15 protein-coding genes are annotated in these 15740 nt (G+C 66.6%); 5 read left to right on the forward strand and 10 right to left on the reverse strand.

Going from position 1 to position 15740, the window contains the following annotated elements; translation table 11 throughout:
* Window positions 1-63: 63 nt before the first annotated feature.
* From ACXDF8_RS00755 to serS, 4 genes are all read right to left on the reverse strand, one after another.
* Window positions 64-327 carry a hypothetical protein gene (locus ACXDF8_RS00755; RefSeq protein WP_457221335.1) on the reverse strand — a complete coding sequence of 88 codons (264 nt, stop codon included), beginning with the start codon at window positions 325-327 and terminating at the stop codon, window positions 64-66.
* A gap of 10 nt (window positions 328-337) precedes the next feature.
* Complete coding sequence (locus ACXDF8_RS00760; protein ID WP_457221336.1) at window positions 338-2770, reverse strand: WXG100-like domain-containing protein; 2433 nt, start codon at window positions 2768-2770, stop codon at window positions 338-340.
* Window positions 2771-2973: 203 nt separating this feature from the next.
* On the reverse strand, window positions 2974-3789 hold the full coding sequence (locus tag ACXDF8_RS00765; protein WP_457221337.1) for a DUF5718 family protein: 816 nt from the start codon (window positions 3787-3789) through the stop codon (window positions 2974-2976).
* Window positions 3786-5039 (reverse strand): serine--tRNA ligase, encoded by a 1254-nt coding sequence (gene serS, locus ACXDF8_RS00770; protein WP_457221338.1) that lies wholly within the window; start codon window positions 5037-5039, stop codon window positions 3786-3788. Before serS ends, ACXDF8_RS00765 begins: the two co-directional genes overlap by 4 nt.
* Window positions 5040-5159: 120 nt before the next feature.
* On the opposite strand from serS, the gene ACXDF8_RS00775 reads away from it, so the two are divergent.
* Together ACXDF8_RS00775 and ACXDF8_RS00780 are read left to right on the forward strand one after the other, a co-directional pair.
* A complete protein-coding gene (locus ACXDF8_RS00775) occupies window positions 5160-6569 on the forward strand; it encodes a septum formation family protein (RefSeq protein WP_457221339.1) in 1410 nt (469 codons plus the stop codon).
* Window positions 6569-6919, forward strand: coding sequence for a metallopeptidase family protein (locus tag ACXDF8_RS00780; protein WP_457221340.1), 351 nt, complete (start codon window positions 6569-6571; stop codon window positions 6917-6919). The genes ACXDF8_RS00775 and ACXDF8_RS00780 overlap by 1 nt, the downstream gene beginning before the upstream one ends.
* Before the next feature lie 6 nt (window positions 6920-6925).
* On the opposite strand, the gene ACXDF8_RS00785 is transcribed toward ACXDF8_RS00780, so the two are convergent.
* The 6 genes from ACXDF8_RS00785 to pheA all read right to left on the reverse strand — a co-directional run bounded on the left by ACXDF8_RS00785 (window position 6926) and on the right by pheA (window position 12783).
* Entirely contained in the window at window positions 6926-7660 is a 735-nt protein-coding gene (locus ACXDF8_RS00785; RefSeq protein WP_457221341.1) for a hypothetical protein, read from the reverse strand.
* Window positions 7657-8859 (reverse strand): zinc ribbon domain-containing protein, encoded by a 1203-nt coding sequence (locus tag ACXDF8_RS00790; RefSeq protein ID WP_457221342.1) that lies wholly within the window; start codon window positions 8857-8859, stop codon window positions 7657-7659. Before ACXDF8_RS00790 ends, ACXDF8_RS00785 begins: the two co-directional genes overlap by 4 nt.
* Window positions 8856-10406 carry a S53 family peptidase gene (locus tag ACXDF8_RS00795; protein ID WP_457221343.1) on the reverse strand — a complete coding sequence of 517 codons (1551 nt, stop codon included), beginning with the start codon at window positions 10404-10406 and terminating at the stop codon, window positions 8856-8858. The genes ACXDF8_RS00790 and ACXDF8_RS00795 overlap by 4 nt, the downstream gene beginning before the upstream one ends.
* A gap of 102 nt (window positions 10407-10508) precedes the next feature.
* Entirely contained in the window at window positions 10509-10766 is a 258-nt protein-coding gene (locus tag ACXDF8_RS00800; RefSeq protein ID WP_457221344.1) for a hypothetical protein, read from the reverse strand.
* Window positions 10767-11179: 413 nt separating this feature from the next.
* Window positions 11180-11866: a histidine phosphatase family protein gene (locus ACXDF8_RS00805; RefSeq protein ID WP_457221345.1), complete on the reverse strand. Its 687-nt coding sequence runs from the start codon at window positions 11864-11866 to the stop codon at window positions 11180-11182.
* Window positions 11863-12783 carry a prephenate dehydratase gene (gene pheA / locus ACXDF8_RS00810; protein ID WP_457221346.1) on the reverse strand — a complete coding sequence of 307 codons (921 nt, stop codon included), beginning with the start codon at window positions 12781-12783 and terminating at the stop codon, window positions 11863-11865. Before pheA ends, ACXDF8_RS00805 begins: the two co-directional genes overlap by 4 nt.
* A gap of 94 nt (window positions 12784-12877) precedes the next feature.
* Between pheA and ACXDF8_RS00815 the strand changes: the two genes are divergently transcribed.
* From ACXDF8_RS00815 to ACXDF8_RS00825, 3 genes are all read left to right on the forward strand, one after another.
* A complete protein-coding gene (locus ACXDF8_RS00815) occupies window positions 12878-13675 on the forward strand; it encodes a DUF2470 domain-containing protein (protein WP_457221347.1) in 798 nt (265 codons plus the stop codon).
* An 18-nt stretch (window positions 13676-13693) separates the two neighbouring features.
* A complete protein-coding gene (locus ACXDF8_RS00820) occupies window positions 13694-14458 on the forward strand; it encodes a CPBP family intramembrane glutamic endopeptidase (protein WP_457221348.1) in 765 nt (254 codons plus the stop codon).
* A 73-nt stretch (window positions 14459-14531) separates the two neighbouring features.
* Window positions 14532-15740 carry an LCP family protein gene (locus ACXDF8_RS00825; protein ID WP_457221690.1) on the forward strand — a complete coding sequence of 403 codons (1209 nt, stop codon included), beginning with the start codon at window positions 14532-14534 and terminating at the stop codon, window positions 15738-15740.

Here is a 15740-nt window from a genome sequence, read left to right on the forward strand (position 1 = left end):
TAGCGCCATACACGGGCCTCATCGGTCACGAGAGAGACGACAACCGCAACGCTCACATCAAGACTAGATAGGAACTCCACGATCGGAACCTGGTTGAAGAAACAATCGGTCGTCCTGTTCGTGTCGCCGACATGACTCGACAAAGTCGACGGCCGCGTTGACGTCGGTCAGGAAGGTGTCGTATTCGGCATCGGAGATCTTGTAGGCCTCGATGTAGTCGACCATCTGGTTGCTGACCGGTATCGACGCGAAGTGTGTCCCCGATTCCCTTTCGATACCAAGCCAGAATCTATGTTCCCTTGATAGATAGGTATTTTCGAATTTCATAGCGACTCCTCTATTCGGAATTCGTCGAAAGATCGGTGATGATTAGTTCGCCTGGCGGGACTCTGGCACCATCGATGACGGCCTCAGGCATCCCTTCAGGCAAGAAGCCACCTGGAATCCATCTGTCATTAGCGCCCGCCTCGTTTCCCGACGGCATTCTCAGTTCGTAGATGCAGGGGTCGGGGATATCGACCCTGACAATGGCGTATGTCGAGAAGTAGCCTTCAGGAAGGCCGAGAGCTTGCTCCAAACGGCTCCGATCCCCACCTGTCGACTCCATCAGACTATCCAATTCGCTTCGCGGAAACACGAAAGTAGTTCCATCTCGCTGCCCGATACCGAAGGCCTCAAGATTATCTGCAGTTGTGAATCGCGAAGCACCCTCATCGAACCGTTGCAGGTGTTCCTCAATGTATGCCGGTGGCAAGTATTCAGCCGGGTCTGGCCTACTGCCTTTGTCCATCGACAGAATTTCGTCACGTTGTTGGTCATTCAATACTTGATCACGCATATGGCCGGAACCAGCGGTGTGGTCCGCGAGCTCGTCTTGCGAACCGTTCGCATGCTCGCCGGTGGCATCGTCGTGTCCAACGCTCTCCCATTGAGCGCCGTCCTTCTCGACGACCGAAGCTCCACGACCCGGGCTGTCGACCGGCTCCTCGGCAGATGACAGCGTGTGATCGTGAGCGACCGGAGCCTGCCCCCCACCCGTCAAGACGTCGACTGGCTGCGAGGGCACAGCTCGTTGTGCCTCTCTGGGCACGGGCGCCTGGGACAAGGGCTCGTAGGACGACAGGTGTGCGGGCGGGTCTGCTCGCAGAGTTGACGTAAGTGCCGGTGCACGTACCACCGGATCGGGCGCGCCGTGGACCTCAGCCGACGCCGCCGTACTCGCCGGGGATCCCCCGGCAAGACCGTTTCGCGTCACTGCCGCAGCGTCGGGGACCGGTTTTACTATCGGCGCAGGCGGTGCCTCAGCAGAAGAAGGCGCGGATACCGGATGTCCGCCGGCCGGCGGGTCGACCGTGCCCGGCTTGCCGTCAACGTCGCGCAGTCCCTGAGTGATCTGCGGGGTCTGCTTGGAGACGTCCCCAAACATCGCTCCCGGCCGGCCAACGTCACCAACCTGGTCCATCGCTCGGTAGACGCCGACCGAGCCGCTGCCTGCATCGAACGTCCTACCCGATCTCGCTGCAGCAGAGGCGATCTCACCCGCTTCCCCCGCTTTTCCCGCTGCGATCGGCAGCGTCAGAATGTCGAGGATGTTCTGGCTGGCGCCCAGCATCGGGCGGTCCTTGCTCCATTCGTCGGCGCGAACCAAACCCTTCATCATCGATTCGAACCGCTGAGGATCGGACTGCGCCATGGCTGCCAACGACGCAGGGTTGGTCACCGCATTCGCTAGGTCAGCCATGCCCTTCCAGGTGTCGAGAGCGCCCTGCGGGTCATAGGCGAATCGCAGCGGATTGAGATCCTCAATGCCCTCGGCGTTGCTGACCAGCCACCTGAAAGCACCCTCGGTCGAGTCCAGGGAGGAGTTGAATGCGGTCGAAAGCACCTGCCCGACATGATCGCCGAAGAACTCCGTGAACTCGCGGTTGGCTGCCTTCTCCAGATCCCGCACCCAGCTGTCGACATTCTGTTCAGCCTGTTGAATGCCAGCACGCTTCGCGGCCGCCTCGTTCTTGAGGTGGTTCATCACCGTCTTGATGTCGGCGGCGATCTTGTGCAGTTCATCCTCGCCGTGCCCCTTGAAGAACTCGAAGAACGTGCCGACGATGCCGCCTACCGACCCGAGCTTGTGTAGCAGTTCGCGGATGGCGTTCTGGGTCTTCTCCACATCGGCAGCGAAGCCGTCTAGCTGAGTGGCCAACTGCTGGCAACTGCCGCCCAACGTGGCGAAGACCGCGCCGATATCCCGAATCGGAGCCTTGATGAGCTCGCTCTCCGGCATTTGCTGGGCACCGATCGCGTTGTAGGGCCCCGCCATGCCGCCGGACACCCCATACAAGGACGCGCCGAACGTCCGCCAGGCCGCCGCGGCGGTCCGCATGGCCGCGGGGCTTCCGTTAGGCCAGAGATCACCGACCAGAAACTCGACGACCTTCCACATCGCCGGCTCCGCCACGCCCGCCCCTTCGGCGCTCGGCGCTCCGGCGGCAGACACCGGCGCCGGACACGGCGGCGACGGCAGCGGCTGGGCACGCCCCGAGATGTCGGAAACCGCTTCTGCTCGCGAATAATTGACCGCGCTGACCTGGATGCCGTACCCCGTCTTCCGGCATGCGTCGATACCGGCCGCCACGGCCTTCAACAGGTCACGGCCGGTGTTCTCGTACTGCCTACCGAACATCACACCGGAAGCGTCTTGCCCGGTGTTGGCATTGAATGCACCGGTTAACGTCGATACGGCCGTACTCAGGCCGTCGCCGACGGCCGCCACCGGCACTCCAGCAACCGATAGCACCGTGGGGTCCACGGCTAGCGGCGGCACGGGCGTCCTCGGTCAGACATCACCCACAATTGTGGCAATCAGCCGGGCCCACCGGTAGTCAGCCAGCTACCGAGATCGACGAAATGGCGCGATCTTCTCGCACTTTCGCGCCCGTTCGTCGGTTTGGGCGCAACAGCGCACAAGGAAAGGGGCTAGGGCTCCCAGACCAGTTGGCGCAGTTCGGAGGCCGCGTCGCCCTCGGTGTCGTAGACCCGCACGATCGCCTCGTCGCCGGGCTGCAGGTAGGTCGACTCGCCCAGTTCGGTGTAGCGGGTCGCCCCGATGCCGATCAGGACTTTGTCGGGCCGACCGGACGCCACCATCAGCGCGCCGACATCCTCCAAAGGCGTGTCCGGCGAACCCTTCTGGTTGGCCAGCCGCTCGACGATCCAATCCAGCAACACCTCGCCGTAGTAGGAGTAGCCCAGCAGCGGGCTGTCCACGCCGTACTCGTGGTGCACACCGTCGGCGGTACGCAGGTGGCACAGCAGGCGCAGCGTGGCCGTCGGGCCGTCCGGGGTCAGGTCGCTGATGTCGAAGAACTCGTGGGCGACGCCCTTGGACGCCGGACCCCAGTTCTTCTTGTAGCTGATCTTCGGCGCATTCGGCCGGCGGATCGAGCAGTCGTTGAACGCGCCAAGAGCGAACGGCCGCAACGTGACAACGGTGTCGCCGTCCCACACCACCTCACAGGCCAGACCGACCTCCGGTTCGATCTGCAGGTTCAGCGGTCCGTCGGCCTCCGTCGTCTTCGGCACCATCAACGAGTCATGCGACAGCGGAAACTCGCCGAGGAAGCTGTCGTAACCCGGTGCGTACCAAGGGAAGATCCCCTTGGGCGCCCCCTCCTTGGCCACCACCGTCGCGAAGTCGACGGCCTCGCCGGCCTGGTCGAGGTGACCGGCGAAATTGCCAGCGACACCAAAGCCGAACCAGCCACGCATCTCGTCCAGGTCGAGTTCGATCACGGTTGCAGGACCTCCGTCCCCACGTAGGGCACCAGAGCCTCGGGCACACGCACGCTGCCGTCGGGCTGCTGATGGTTCTCCAGAATCGCCACCAGCCACCGGGTGGTGGCCAGCGTGCCGTTGAGCGTCGCCGCGATCTGCGGCTTGCCGTTCTCGTCGCGGTAGCGGGTGCACAACCGGCGCGCCTGGAACGTCGTGCAATTCGACGTCGAGGTCAGCTCCCGATAGGCCCGTTGAGTCGGCACCCACGCCTCACAGTCGAACTTGCGTGCCGCCGACGACCCGAGGTCCCCGGCGGCAACGTCGATGACCCGGTAGGGCACGTCGATGAGTTCGAGCATCTGGCGCTGCCAGCCCAGCAGCCGCTGGTGCTCGGCCTCGGTGTCCTCGGGGCGGCAGTAGACGAAGGCTTCGACCTTGTCGAACTGGTGCACCCGGATGATGCCGCGGGTGTCCTTGCCGTAGCTGCCCGCCTCACGCCGGAAGCACGACGACCACCCGGCATACCGCAGCGGACCGCCCGACAGGTCGAGGATCTCGCCGGAGTGATACCCGGCCAGCGGCACCTCGGAGGTGCCGACCAGGTACAGGTCGTCGTCGGCGAGGTGGTAGATCTCGTCGGCGTGGGCACCGAGGAAGCCGGTGCCGGCCATCACCTCGGGGCGCACCAACACCGGCGGGATCATCAAGGTGAACCCGTTGTCGGTAGCCAGCCGCACGGCCAGCTGCAGCAGACCCAACTGCAGCAGTGCGCCGCGTCCGGTCAGGAAGTAGAACCGCGATCCCGACACCTTGGCGCCGCGTTCCATGTCGATGAGCCCGAGGGCTTCGCCGAGTTCCAGGTGGTCCTTGGCGTCGGCGATCTCGCGCTGTTCGCCCACCACGTCGAGCACGACGAAGTCGTCCTCGCCGCCGGCCGGCACGCCGTCGATGATGACGTTTTGAATGGCCATGTGCGCAGCGGTGAACGCCGCCTCGGCCTGTGCCTGATCCGTTTCGGCCGTCTTTACTTGGGCGGCAAGCATTTTGGCGCGGTCGAGAAGTGCGGGCCGTTCGTCGGGGGACGCCGAACCGACCTTCTTGCTCGCGGCCTTCTGCTCGGCGCGCAGAGAGTCAGCTGTCGAAATCGCCGCCCGGCGGGCGGTATCGGCGGCCAGCAGGGCGTCGACGAGGCCCGGGTCCTCTCCGCGGCTGCGCTGGGACCGCCGTACCGCATCGGGGTCGTCGCGCAGCAATTTCAGGTCGATCACGCCCTGAACCCTAACTTTTGCCGCGGAACGGCGCGTCAGCCCCTCCTCCGGAGCGCCACAGCACAACCACATAACATTACAACTGAATCACTTGTCACATGTCTTGGCGCGCCTGCCACAATGGACGCGATGTTGCAGTTATCTGAGCGTGAGGACGTGACGCCCGAGCAATCCGCCGCGGGTGCTCCCAAGCGCACGTTCCTCGGCACCCTGCAAGCGACGTCGACTCGACGTGCGCTGCTGCTGACCGCGCTCGGCGGGCTGCTCATCGCGGGCGTCATCACCGCCCTGCCCGTCGGACTCAACAGCCGCCTGGCCGGCTATGCCGGCTCCGATCCTCTGCTGGGCGCCAAGGGCACGGCCGCGTTCGCCAAGGCCACCGCGGGCAGCTGCCTGAACTGGCCGGACAAGACACCGGACTCAGCCACGATCGTCGACTGCAAGGACGATCACCGCTTCGAGGTGGCCGAATCGGTGGATATGCGCGCCTACCCCGGCACCGAGTACGGGCCGAACGCCGCACCCCCGTCTCCAGCGCGGATCCAGCAGATCAGCCTCGAGCAGTGCCAGCCGGCCGTCGAGCGTTACCTGGGCACCAAGTACGACCCGAACAGCAAGTTCACTATCAGCATGCTGTGGTCCGGGGACAAGGCCTGGAAGCAGGACGGTGAACGCCGCATGCTGTGCGGCCTGCAACTTCCCGGCCCCAACAACCAGCAGATCGCCGTCAAGGGCCGCGTCGCCGACATCGACCAATCCAAGGTCTGGCCGGCCGGCACCTGCCTGGGCATCGACCCGTCGACCAACCAGCCCAACGACGTCCCGGTGGACTGCGGCGCGCCGCATGCCATGGAAGTCACCGGCGCGGTCAACCTGGCCGAGAAGTTCCAGGGCACACTGCCCTCGGATGCCGATCAGGATGCGTTCATCAAGGACGCCTGCACCCGGATGACCGACGCATACCTGGCGCCCCTGCAGTTGCGCACCACCACCTTGACGCTGATCTACAGCACGATCGCCCTGCCCAGCTGGACCGCCGGCAGCCACCAGGTGGCCTGCAGCATCGGGGCCACCCTCGGGAACGGCGGCTGGGCCACCCTGATCAATCCGGCCAAGGGCGCGTTGCTGATCAATGGCATGCCCCCGGTGCCGCCACCAGACATTCCCTCTGAGCGGCTCAACATGCCGCAGATTCCGCTGGTGCCCGACATCCCGGCCACCACCTACTCGCCGTCGCCGAGCGACACTTCCAGCGACAGCCACACCCAGCAGCCCACGCAGCATCTGCCGCAGCAATCCACGGCACCGACCACCCAGTCCGCGACGCCGACCCAGACCTCCACGGCGGCGCCGACCACGGCCGCCCCGCCGCCGCCGGAGGGCAACGTCCTCAACGGCGAGTTCGTGCCGGCCCAACCACCAGCCCCGGCCGACGCCCCGCCGATGGAAAGCCCGGCCCCCGCTGGACCGGTCCCCGCCGGGCCCCCACCCGGCCCGGCCGACACGGCCACTGTGCTCCCGCCGGCTTAGTGCCTGTCTCGATGAGCCCGCAGCGGTTCGAGGAACTGGTCGGTGACGCCCTCGACCTCATTCCGCCGGGACTGGCCGCCGCGATCGACAACGTGGTGGTGCTGGTCGCCGACCACCACCCCGAAGATCCCGATCTGCTCGGGCTCTACGAGGGGATCGCGTTGACCGAACGGGATTCGAGCTACGCCGGAGCTTTACCGGATACCGTCACCGTCTATCGCCAGCCGCTGCTGGATATGTGCGAAACCGAAGCCGAGGTGGTCGAAGAAGTGGCGATCACCGTGATCCACGAGATTGCCCACCATTTCGGCATCGACGACGATCGTCTCCACGAATTAGGTTGGGGCTGAACCAGATCAGCGCGGCGGGTCACCCTGCCAGCTGAAGCTGTTGACGTACTTGCCCATGTCCTGGGCGATCTGGACGTTGGCGCCCGACGGCAGGCCAGGCCCGAAGTCGGGACCGAACGCGTGATACGGCCCTACCGCGCCGGCTACCAGCGCCAGGTCGTTCTTGATGGCCACCAGCAGAACCGTCCTGATTCGGGTGTAGCTGTTGGAGGTGCCCGCCGGCCAGGTGTCGGCCACCTCGCCGTAGCCACGCTGGTAGCCGACCATCGCATTGGGGATCTCGTAGGCGATCTTGGCGTCGGGGAACTTGAACTTGAGCAGATCACGCGCGACATCTCGCGGGCTGCGACCCCGGGCCGGCTCGGAGAACAGTTGAAGGACACCGGTGTCACCACCGGTGAACTTGGCGGTCACACCGTTGCCGGCCATGGACACCTCGTAAGCCGATCCCGGCGCCGGGTAGGACACCGAGAATGAGCCGTCGGCCGCGGTGAACCTGGGCAGGCTGGCCACCGGAGTCCCCATCGGCGGTGTGCCGCACTCCGGCGGGCACTGGAACAGGGGGATTTTCTGGGTAGTCGTCAACGACACCCCGATCAGCACCAGTGCCACCACAACGATGGTCACCGCCCACAGACCCAGCGGACGTCCGAACCGCGTTCGGGGTACCTCGGCGGCCAGGTAATCACCGGCTGGGACCGCGTAGCCGGGATAGCGTTCCTGCTCGATCGTCGCGGTCATGAACCTTCGGCTGCCGCCTGTCGTACCGGTCGAGAGGCGCGGCGCTCCTCGCGTGACCAGCGTGTCGACGCCCGGGTTGCCACCCCACAAGCCGGGCAGAACGCCATGTCCGGAACGACGTGCTGGCAGTGGACACACAGCAGCGGCTCGTCTTGCTGGATCGGATCGTGTGCCTCGTGCATGAGCGCAATTTGGAGGGATACCCGCAGCAGTAGCAGGGTGATCACCATCATCACAGCATGGATGGCCAGCGTCTGGAGTTGCGGCATCGGCAACGTGTCACTTCCCGCGACGCCGACGTGGATCAGCACCACGACAAAAGCCAGTCCGAGCAGTATCGCCCGGGTGCGGCCGGGATGCTCGTGGGGATTGCCGGTCTGTCCCCTGAACCACAACGCAAGACCCAACATCCCGCCGGCCGCGGCGGCCGTGAGCGGGATCGTTACCCCGCAGATGCCCGCTTCGACGAACAGGCCCTTCATCGGACGATTGTGGGCCAGCAGCCCGGTTGCGAACTGCGGCGCCAACCTGGTCATCGTTGCTCCCCCGGCGAACGTCAACGACGACAGAGCACCGATCACGAAGCCGTCCAATGCCTGCCGCGGCGTGCCAGCGAGCAACCGAACCACAACGGTGGGCAGCAGCATCACGGCGACACCGCCGGCAGGTATTGCGATGCCTTCGCGAATCACGTGCCCGATGGCAAGGCTCGCTGCCATGGGCACGCCGTAGGCGCGAGCGACGATCTCGCCGGTCAGCATGATCCAGCCGACGCCGAGTGCGGCACCGAGGATTCCGGCCGCGGCCAAGACGTTCACCGAGATGTCTCGATAGACTTTGGATTCGCTCAGATACAGCACGAACAGTACGGGCAAGCCGAGTGCGCAAATTGTGATCAAGGCCGAAGGCATCTTCACGATCGCGAATCCGATGAGGCCGATCAGCACCAGGACCAGCCCGATCCGGAACGGGGCGCGCGAACGCTGCGGAATCTGCGGGAACAGCGAGCTGGCAATCGAGGGCAGCAGCACATTCTCGTTGGGAGCCACCGAGAACGTGTCACCACGCAGCCAGCGCGGCCCCTTCCCCTCTGCTTCCAGGTGTGAACCGCAGAGTCCGCAAAAATTGCCGGCCGGCACGTCCACCTCGCAGACCTGGCATTCCATGGTCGGTACGGCGTCCTGAATCGGGCTGCTCATGAGGCCACCTTCTGCGCGAGGAGGAGATTCTGCACGAGGTTCTCGATGTTGGGCGTGCCGAGTCCGGTCACCATGTCATAGCCCGGGCCGGCGTTCGCCACCGCATTGCCACCCAGAGTCACATCCTGGAACGACGGCAGGGGCGCACCTTCCGATATCGCGTAGATCAGCGGGTTGAGGAAACCGATGAGGCGACCGCCGTTGGCGAGCATGTACTGATCCATCACTGCCGTCAGCCCCGCCCAAATCGGTGCGGACAACGACGTGCCACCACCCATGATGATCTGGTCATTGAACACGATCTGCACTCCGGTGAATGGGTCGGCGACTGCGGCGATATCGGGGGTCAATCGCTTACCGTCGCCGCCATCGGCGTCAAGGGTGCGCTGCCAGATGGGCCGCTCGTAGAGCGTCGAGACACCGCCACCGGTGCCCTGGGACAGTGGGGCGTCGAACCATGCTTGTTCGGCCAGCCAGGTACCGGCGTCGTCGGTCGACAGCGTGGTGCCGCCGACATCGGTCATCTCCGGCATCGAGGCGACGGCGTCCAGGCCGACGTCGTTCTCACTGGGCGGCGAGGACCATTCCTGACCACCCTTGCAATCCAGGCCGGCCAGGTCGCCGCTGGCGTCGAACGCCGTCGTACCGGCCTTTTGCGCATCAGCAAGTGCCGAGCGAACCGGTACTAGGTCCGCGTTGGTGATCAGCTTGTCGCACCCCCAGCCGATGGAAAAACTCCACACCGCCCCGGGGAAACGCTTGGCGGCGTCCTCCATCATCGTGGCGATCTTCTCGTAGCCACCATCGCCTTCGACGGTGGAACGAGCATTCACCAGCACCTTCTTGGCATCGGGAGCGATCGCGTGAATCGCCTCGAGATCCATCGTCGCCTCACCTCGGCGGGCCTCCGGCATGCCCCCGATCACCTCGGGGGTGAATTTCGGAAGATTGAAGCTGGCTGCGAAGGTGTCCAGATCGGACTGCAAGAACCCGTCGAACGCGAACACCACCACGGTGATGCCCTTGCCGGTGAAGCCCTGGTCGTGCAGTTTCATCGCGTTGTAGGTACGCAACAGATTGTGCGGGGTGAGACCCTGCTCCGGGACTTCGAGCGGGATCGTCCAGACCTTGGATTCACGATGCGGCGTGTAGCCCAGGATGCGGCCGAACTCCGCGACCTCCACCCGCAGCGGCGGCGGCACGGACGGTTGTTGCGGCGACGCGTAGAAGACCTGGCCGCGTTTGCCGCGGTAGTCGTGGACGTCGACGTCGAAGGCGCCGGACACGGCCCCCGGGTCGCCTTCCACGATGGCCCAGCTGTCGCCGGGACGCCAGCGCACCGAGAGGCGCTGCCGGTCCGCCCAGCCCATCAGCAGGTCGGGGCGGGAGTCGTCGCGTAACGCGACGGTGAGCTGGACGTGATCGGTGCGGGCAGGGCCCAGATCCACCGAGTTCGCCAACAGAGCTGCATACGGGCCGCCGATGACTTCGGGTCCGGCGGCCGGCGCGGCGGTTCGGTGCAGATCAGCGACCAGCACCGAGGCCACGGCCAATACCGTCAGCAGCCCCGCCGCCGACAGCGCACGAAGGCGGTGTGCCCGGTTCAATGTCGGCGGGGCGGGGCTGCGGACGGCTATCGACCGGTCGGCTTAGTTGCCGCCGGTGATGACGTTGCCAGGCAGCGCGGTCGGTGCCGGAGGAGCCTTGACGGTGGGCGTGAACGAGTTCGGGCCGCCAGGCGACACAGCCTTCTCCGTGGGCGACGGCGCGGGAGCGCTCGTGCTCGTGGGCGAGGTGGTCTCAGGGGCCTTTTCCTTCTCCTTGCCGCAAGCGGTCAGAGTGCCCATACCGACGATCGCGAGCCCGCCAGCAAAAAGTGCAACCTGCCGAGTCAGACGACTTGACATGATGTTTAGTCCTAACTTCCGTTGCCGGGATTCGTCGATAGTGTCGCTGGCTGGCCCGGCAGTTAACCAGCCCACCCCCGAAGGGCCGAGGACACACAACATATCGCACCGCGTCAGCTATTGCATAGCTACTTTCGCGACGGGCGAAAATGCGGCCTTTCCGTCAGCGTGGGAACGGCGGGTTGTCGGGGCCCGGTGCTAGGAAGGAAACATGGGCTTGAACTGCCGAGAGTGCGCTGATGAACTGGCACATTGCCACGGTACTCTGATCCGGCACACCCGGCATCGCGCAGAGTGCACCGAGGAGGGCTGCGAGTGCCCGGAGGTCGTGCTGCACACTCTCGTGATCGACTGCGACGTGGTGGGCTGCGACTGTTTCCAGCAAAGCGAGAGCCGGCTGGCGATCTGAGCCGTCAACCCATCGGGTCGGCGGACTCCAGCGCATCCGCGACCGGGTGCACGTCGGGTTCGGGATAGAACGGCGGGGTCAGCGATCCCCATTGCACGCAGCTCCACCGCCCTTCGGTGATCGGCGCCAACACCACCGCCTCGGTGTTGGCCAGGTGGTGGTCGAGCACGAAGCTGCTCCCCACGCCGGCCAGTGTGGCGGCGGTCAGCCGGATCGCCGCTCCGTGGCTGACGACCACGACGTCATCGGTCCAGGCGTCATCGTCCAGATAGCGCAACCGAAGGTCGGTGATCACCGGTAGATAGCGGTCGAGCACGTCGCGGGCGCTCTCCCCGCCGGGCATGGCCGCGTCCAGTTCGCCCTGGTGCCAGCGCTCATAGACGGCGTTGAACTCGGCGATGGCGTCATCGTCGTTGCGGTTCTCCAGCTCGCCGGCCTGCACCTCGTGGATGCCGTCGAACTCCACCGGCGAAACCCTGAACTGCGTGCCGATCTCCGCCGCAGTCTGGGCGGCACGGCGCGCGACGGAATGAACCAGCAGGCCAGGTGCGTTGTCGCGGGCGAGCGCGAACTGGCGGGCCTGTTCGCGTCCGAGATCGGTGAGGTCGGCGCCGGGCGGCCGGGTGTCCAGACGCCGCTCGACGTTGCCGTGCGACTGCCCGTGGCGCAGCAGGATCAACCGTCCACTCATGTCGGGCTGCCCTCCCGGAGTCGTGCCAGCCAGCGGTCTGCCTCGTCGAGTTGGGGCGGCACCGCGCCGGCCGCCGATTCAGTCGGCCACGAGCCCAGGTAGCGGACATCGGCGCAGCGCCGGTGCAGCGCCTTGAGCGCCTCGGCGACAACGGTGTCATCGATGTGGCCGACACAGTCGAGAAAAAAGACGTAGGTGCCCAATTCGGTTCGGGTGGGCCTGGATTCGATGCGCGTCAGGTCGATATCGCGGATGCCGAACTCCGTCATCGCCGACACCAGGGCGCCGGGGACATTGGCAACCCGCAGCACCACCGAGGTGCGGTCGGCACCGGTACGCGGCGGCGGCGGACCGGGGCGCCCGGCGAGGACGAATCGGGTCCTGGCATTCGGTTCGTCGACGACACCGTCGGCCAGCGTCGCCAGTCCGTAGCGCTGGGCCGCAAGGGCGGTGCTGACTCCGGCGTCGGCGCGGCCGGCGGCCACGTCTGCGGCGGCGGCGGCGTTGGAGTTGGCCGGGACGAGTCGGGCCTCGGGAAGGTGCTCGGCGAGCCACTGGCGGACCTGTGCGGCGGCGACGGGAAAGGCCGCGACGGTGCTGACCGAGGAACGGTCGCGACCGGTGGCGGTGACGATGCTGAAGGACACGTCGAGCGTCAGCTCGGCATAGATTTGCAACGGCGAACCCGTGGCCAGGCTGTCCAGCGTGGGCAACACACTGCCCTCGATGGAGTTCTCGATGGGCACGCACGCGAAATCCGCCGAGCCGGCGCGGACGGCCGCCAACGCTGCCGGCGTGCTGTCCGTCGGTGCGGGCTGCACTCCGTCGCCGCCGGGTACGACGCCGGTGGCGGCCATCTTCAGCAGCGCCGCTTCAGTGAACGTGCCCTCGGGTCCGAGGTAGGCGATGCGGGCCACGGGTAAACCCTATCGGGTCGCCCACGGGAAACCCTTGCGTCTCCCGACCGGTGAAGTTAACTTAGGCTTACCTCACTAATCCGGAAGGTATGCGATGACTTCAGCGACCTCAGCCACCTCAGCCACCTCAGCGGCACTTTCGTCCCCGACGACCGCCGAACGCGTCCGCAGTGCCTTCGCCCGCGCCGGCGGAGCAATGTTGGTCGCGGACGGTGTCGCACCGGCGGCCACCTCGGTTCACCACCTGCTGCCGGGGGGTTCGTTCGCGGTGACCGTCCCCAATGACAGCGCCGTCGCCGCCCTCGCGATCACCGCCGGCACCACCGGTGTCGCCGCGGTCCTCGAACTCACCGACCATGCGCCGCTACCACTGCGCGAGCCGGTGCGCTCTCTGGTCTGGGTCCGCGGACGGGTCCACGACGTCCCCGGCCACGCCGTACTCTCCCTACTGGACCTGATCGCCACCGACCATCCCAATTCGGCACTGCTCGAGGTCGGGGCGAGCCAAGCGCTGGTGTTGCTCGAAGTCGAGTCGGTCGTGGTGGCCGACGCCGGCGGCGCCGAGACGGTCAGCGTCAACGAACTGCTGGCCGCGGCGCCCGACCCGTTCTGCGAGTTCGAGTCGGCATGGCTGCGCCACCTGGACAGCGACCACCCCGAGGTGCTCGATCGGCTGGCCGGCAAGCTACCGGCACCTCTGCGGCGCGGCCGGGTCCGCCCGCTGGGCCTGGACCGGTACGGCGTCCGGCTGCGCATCGAGAACACCGACGGGGACCACGACGTGCGCCTGCCGTTCGGCACCCCGGTGCAGGACGTACCAGGGCTAAGCCGGGCAATTCGGGTCCTGATGGGTTGTCCGTTCGTCAACGGGCTGCGCGCACGCCGCATCTAGGGTCGCTACCGTGGCGGGGTGACCGCGCCCCACGACACCGTCGGCAGCGACCGACGCGGGCTGCGTATCGAGGTCGGCGTCATGCTCGCCGTCACCTTCGGGGTCAGTGCGGTCACCGCGATACTGGAGTTGTTCGACGCCGTGCTGTCCGGGTTGGCCGGACACCGGGTTCGACTCAACCCCAACCTGTCCCGCTATGACCTGATCAATCTCGGCCTGAACCTGGCGTCGGTCGCGCAACTGGTGGCGTGGGGGTTGCTCGGCCTGTACTTGTTGTGGCGCAGCGGAATCGGGCCTACTCGGATTGGCCTGGGCCGACTCCGCTGGCGGGGTGACCTGCTCGGCGGCCTCGGGCTCGCCGCCCTCATCGGCATTCCCGGGCTGCTGCTATACCTGGGCGCCCGCTGCCTGGGGATGAACGCCCAAGTCGAGCCGTCCGCACTGCACGACACCTGGTGGCGCATCCCGGTTCTGATCGTCGCGGCGTTCGCCAACGGCTTCGCCGAGGAGGTCGTGGTCGTCGGCTACCTGATCACCCGTCTGCAGCAGCTCGGCCTGAGCCGCAACCGCGCCATCCTGGTCTCCAGCGCCCTGCGCGGGACGTACCACCTGTACCAGGGCTTCGGGGCCGGTCTCGGCAACCTCGCGATGGGCTTGGTGTTCGGCTACGCGTGGTGCCGAACAGGCCGGCTGTGGCCACTGGTGATCGCCCATGGGGTCATCGACACCGTCGCGTTCGTGGGTTACGCCATGCTGGCGGGTCATCTTGGCTGGCTTAAGTGAGTCGGCCACGTAAATTGGCCTGGTGAGCGACGACTGGCCGCCGCGGCCCGCGCCCGATCCGCGCACCGAGCGGATTCCGCGTCCCGCGCCGCCGCCACCGCCTCGCCGCGAGCCCTCCCAGGTCATTCGCCGCGACCCTTCGCACCGGCCGTCACCACTGCCACCGCCGGCACAACCTGTTGCGCCTCCCCCGCGGCACCACCCGCCATCTCGGGCCGCCCCACCACCGCCAACACCGCGGCGCCCGCCCCCGCCACCAAGGGCGCCACGGGCGCCGGCACACCCGCCAGTACCACCGCAGGCTCCCCGGCCGAAGCGGAAAAAGCGTTGGGGGCGAAGGATTTTCGCCACGTTGACCGTCCTCGTCGTCGTTGCGGTCGTCGGCTGCGTCGGCACTGCCGTGTGGATCGACTTCGCGCTGCGACGGGTCGCGGTGTTCGACTACGCCGGCCGGCCGGCCACCGGCGCAGGCACCACGTGGCTGCTTGTCGGCTCCGACAGCCGGGCGGACCTGACGCCAGAACAGCAGGCCGAACTGGCGACCGGCGGCGATCTCGGCAACGGCCGGACCGACACGATCCTGGTAGTGCACATCCCCGCCTTGGGGTCGGGCGCCCCGACCACGCTGGTGTCGATCCCACGCGACTCCTACGTCGACATCCCCGGCTACGGCAAGGACAAGATCAACGCGGCGTTCGCCGAGGGTGGTGCCCCGCTGCTGGCCCAGACCGTCGAGGACGCCACCGGCCTACACCTGGACCACTACGCCGAGGTGGGCTTCGATGGCTTCGCGGTCCTGGTCGACGCCCTCGGCGGTGTCGATGTCTGCCCGGCCGATCCGATCGACGATCCGCTGGCGGGCATCGCCCTGCCGGCAGGCTGTCAGACCCTCGACGGGCGCAACGCACTCGGTTACGTCCGCAGCCGGGCGACCCCGCGCGCCGACCTGGACCGCATGGTGCATCAGCGCGAGTTCATGGCGGCGGTAATGCACCGCGCCAGCAGTGCCGCAGTCTGGGTCAATCCGTGGCGCTGGTATTCGGTGCCGCACGCTGCCGTGGGTTCGTTGAGGGTCGACGACGGCGACCACGTCTGGGATCTGGCGCAACTGGGCTGGGCGCTACACGGGTCGACGACCTCGCTGACAGTGCCCATCGGCGAGTTCACCAGCAGCGATTCCGGTTCGGTGGTGGTGTGGGACGCCGACGCCGCTCAGCAGCTGTTCCAGGCGCTACGCACCGACTCCGCGATCCCGCAACAGGTGCTCGACGGGCAGCCCTGA

Source organism: Mycolicibacterium sp. CBM1 (genome assembly GCF_054073305.1).

What these genes read in the sequence shown, in the direction of transcription:
- ACXDF8_RS00755 (WP_457221335.1), bottom strand. Translation starts at nt 327, where the DNA reads ATGAAATTCGAAAATACCTATCTATCAAGGGAACATAGATTCTGGCTT.
- ACXDF8_RS00775 (WP_457221339.1), top strand. Translation starts at nt 5,160, where the DNA reads ATGGACGCGATGTTGCAGTTATCTGAGCGTGAGGACGTGACGCCCGAG.
- ACXDF8_RS00785 (WP_457221341.1), bottom strand. Translation starts at nt 7,660, where the DNA reads ATGACCGCGACGATCGAGCAGGAACGCTATCCCGGCTACGCGGTCCCA.
- ACXDF8_RS00790 (WP_457221342.1), bottom strand. Translation starts at nt 8,859, where the DNA reads ATGAGCAGCCCGATTCAGGACGCCGTACCGACCATGGAATGCCAGGTC.
- ACXDF8_RS00800 (WP_457221344.1), bottom strand. Translation starts at nt 10,766, where the DNA reads ATGTCAAGTCGTCTGACTCGGCAGGTTGCACTTTTTGCTGGCGGGCTC.
- ACXDF8_RS00805 (WP_457221345.1), bottom strand. Translation starts at nt 11,866, where the DNA reads ATGAGTGGACGGTTGATCCTGCTGCGCCACGGGCAGTCGCACGGCAAC.
- ACXDF8_RS00815 (WP_457221347.1), top strand. Translation starts at nt 12,878, where the DNA reads ATGACTTCAGCGACCTCAGCCACCTCAGCCACCTCAGCGGCACTTTCG.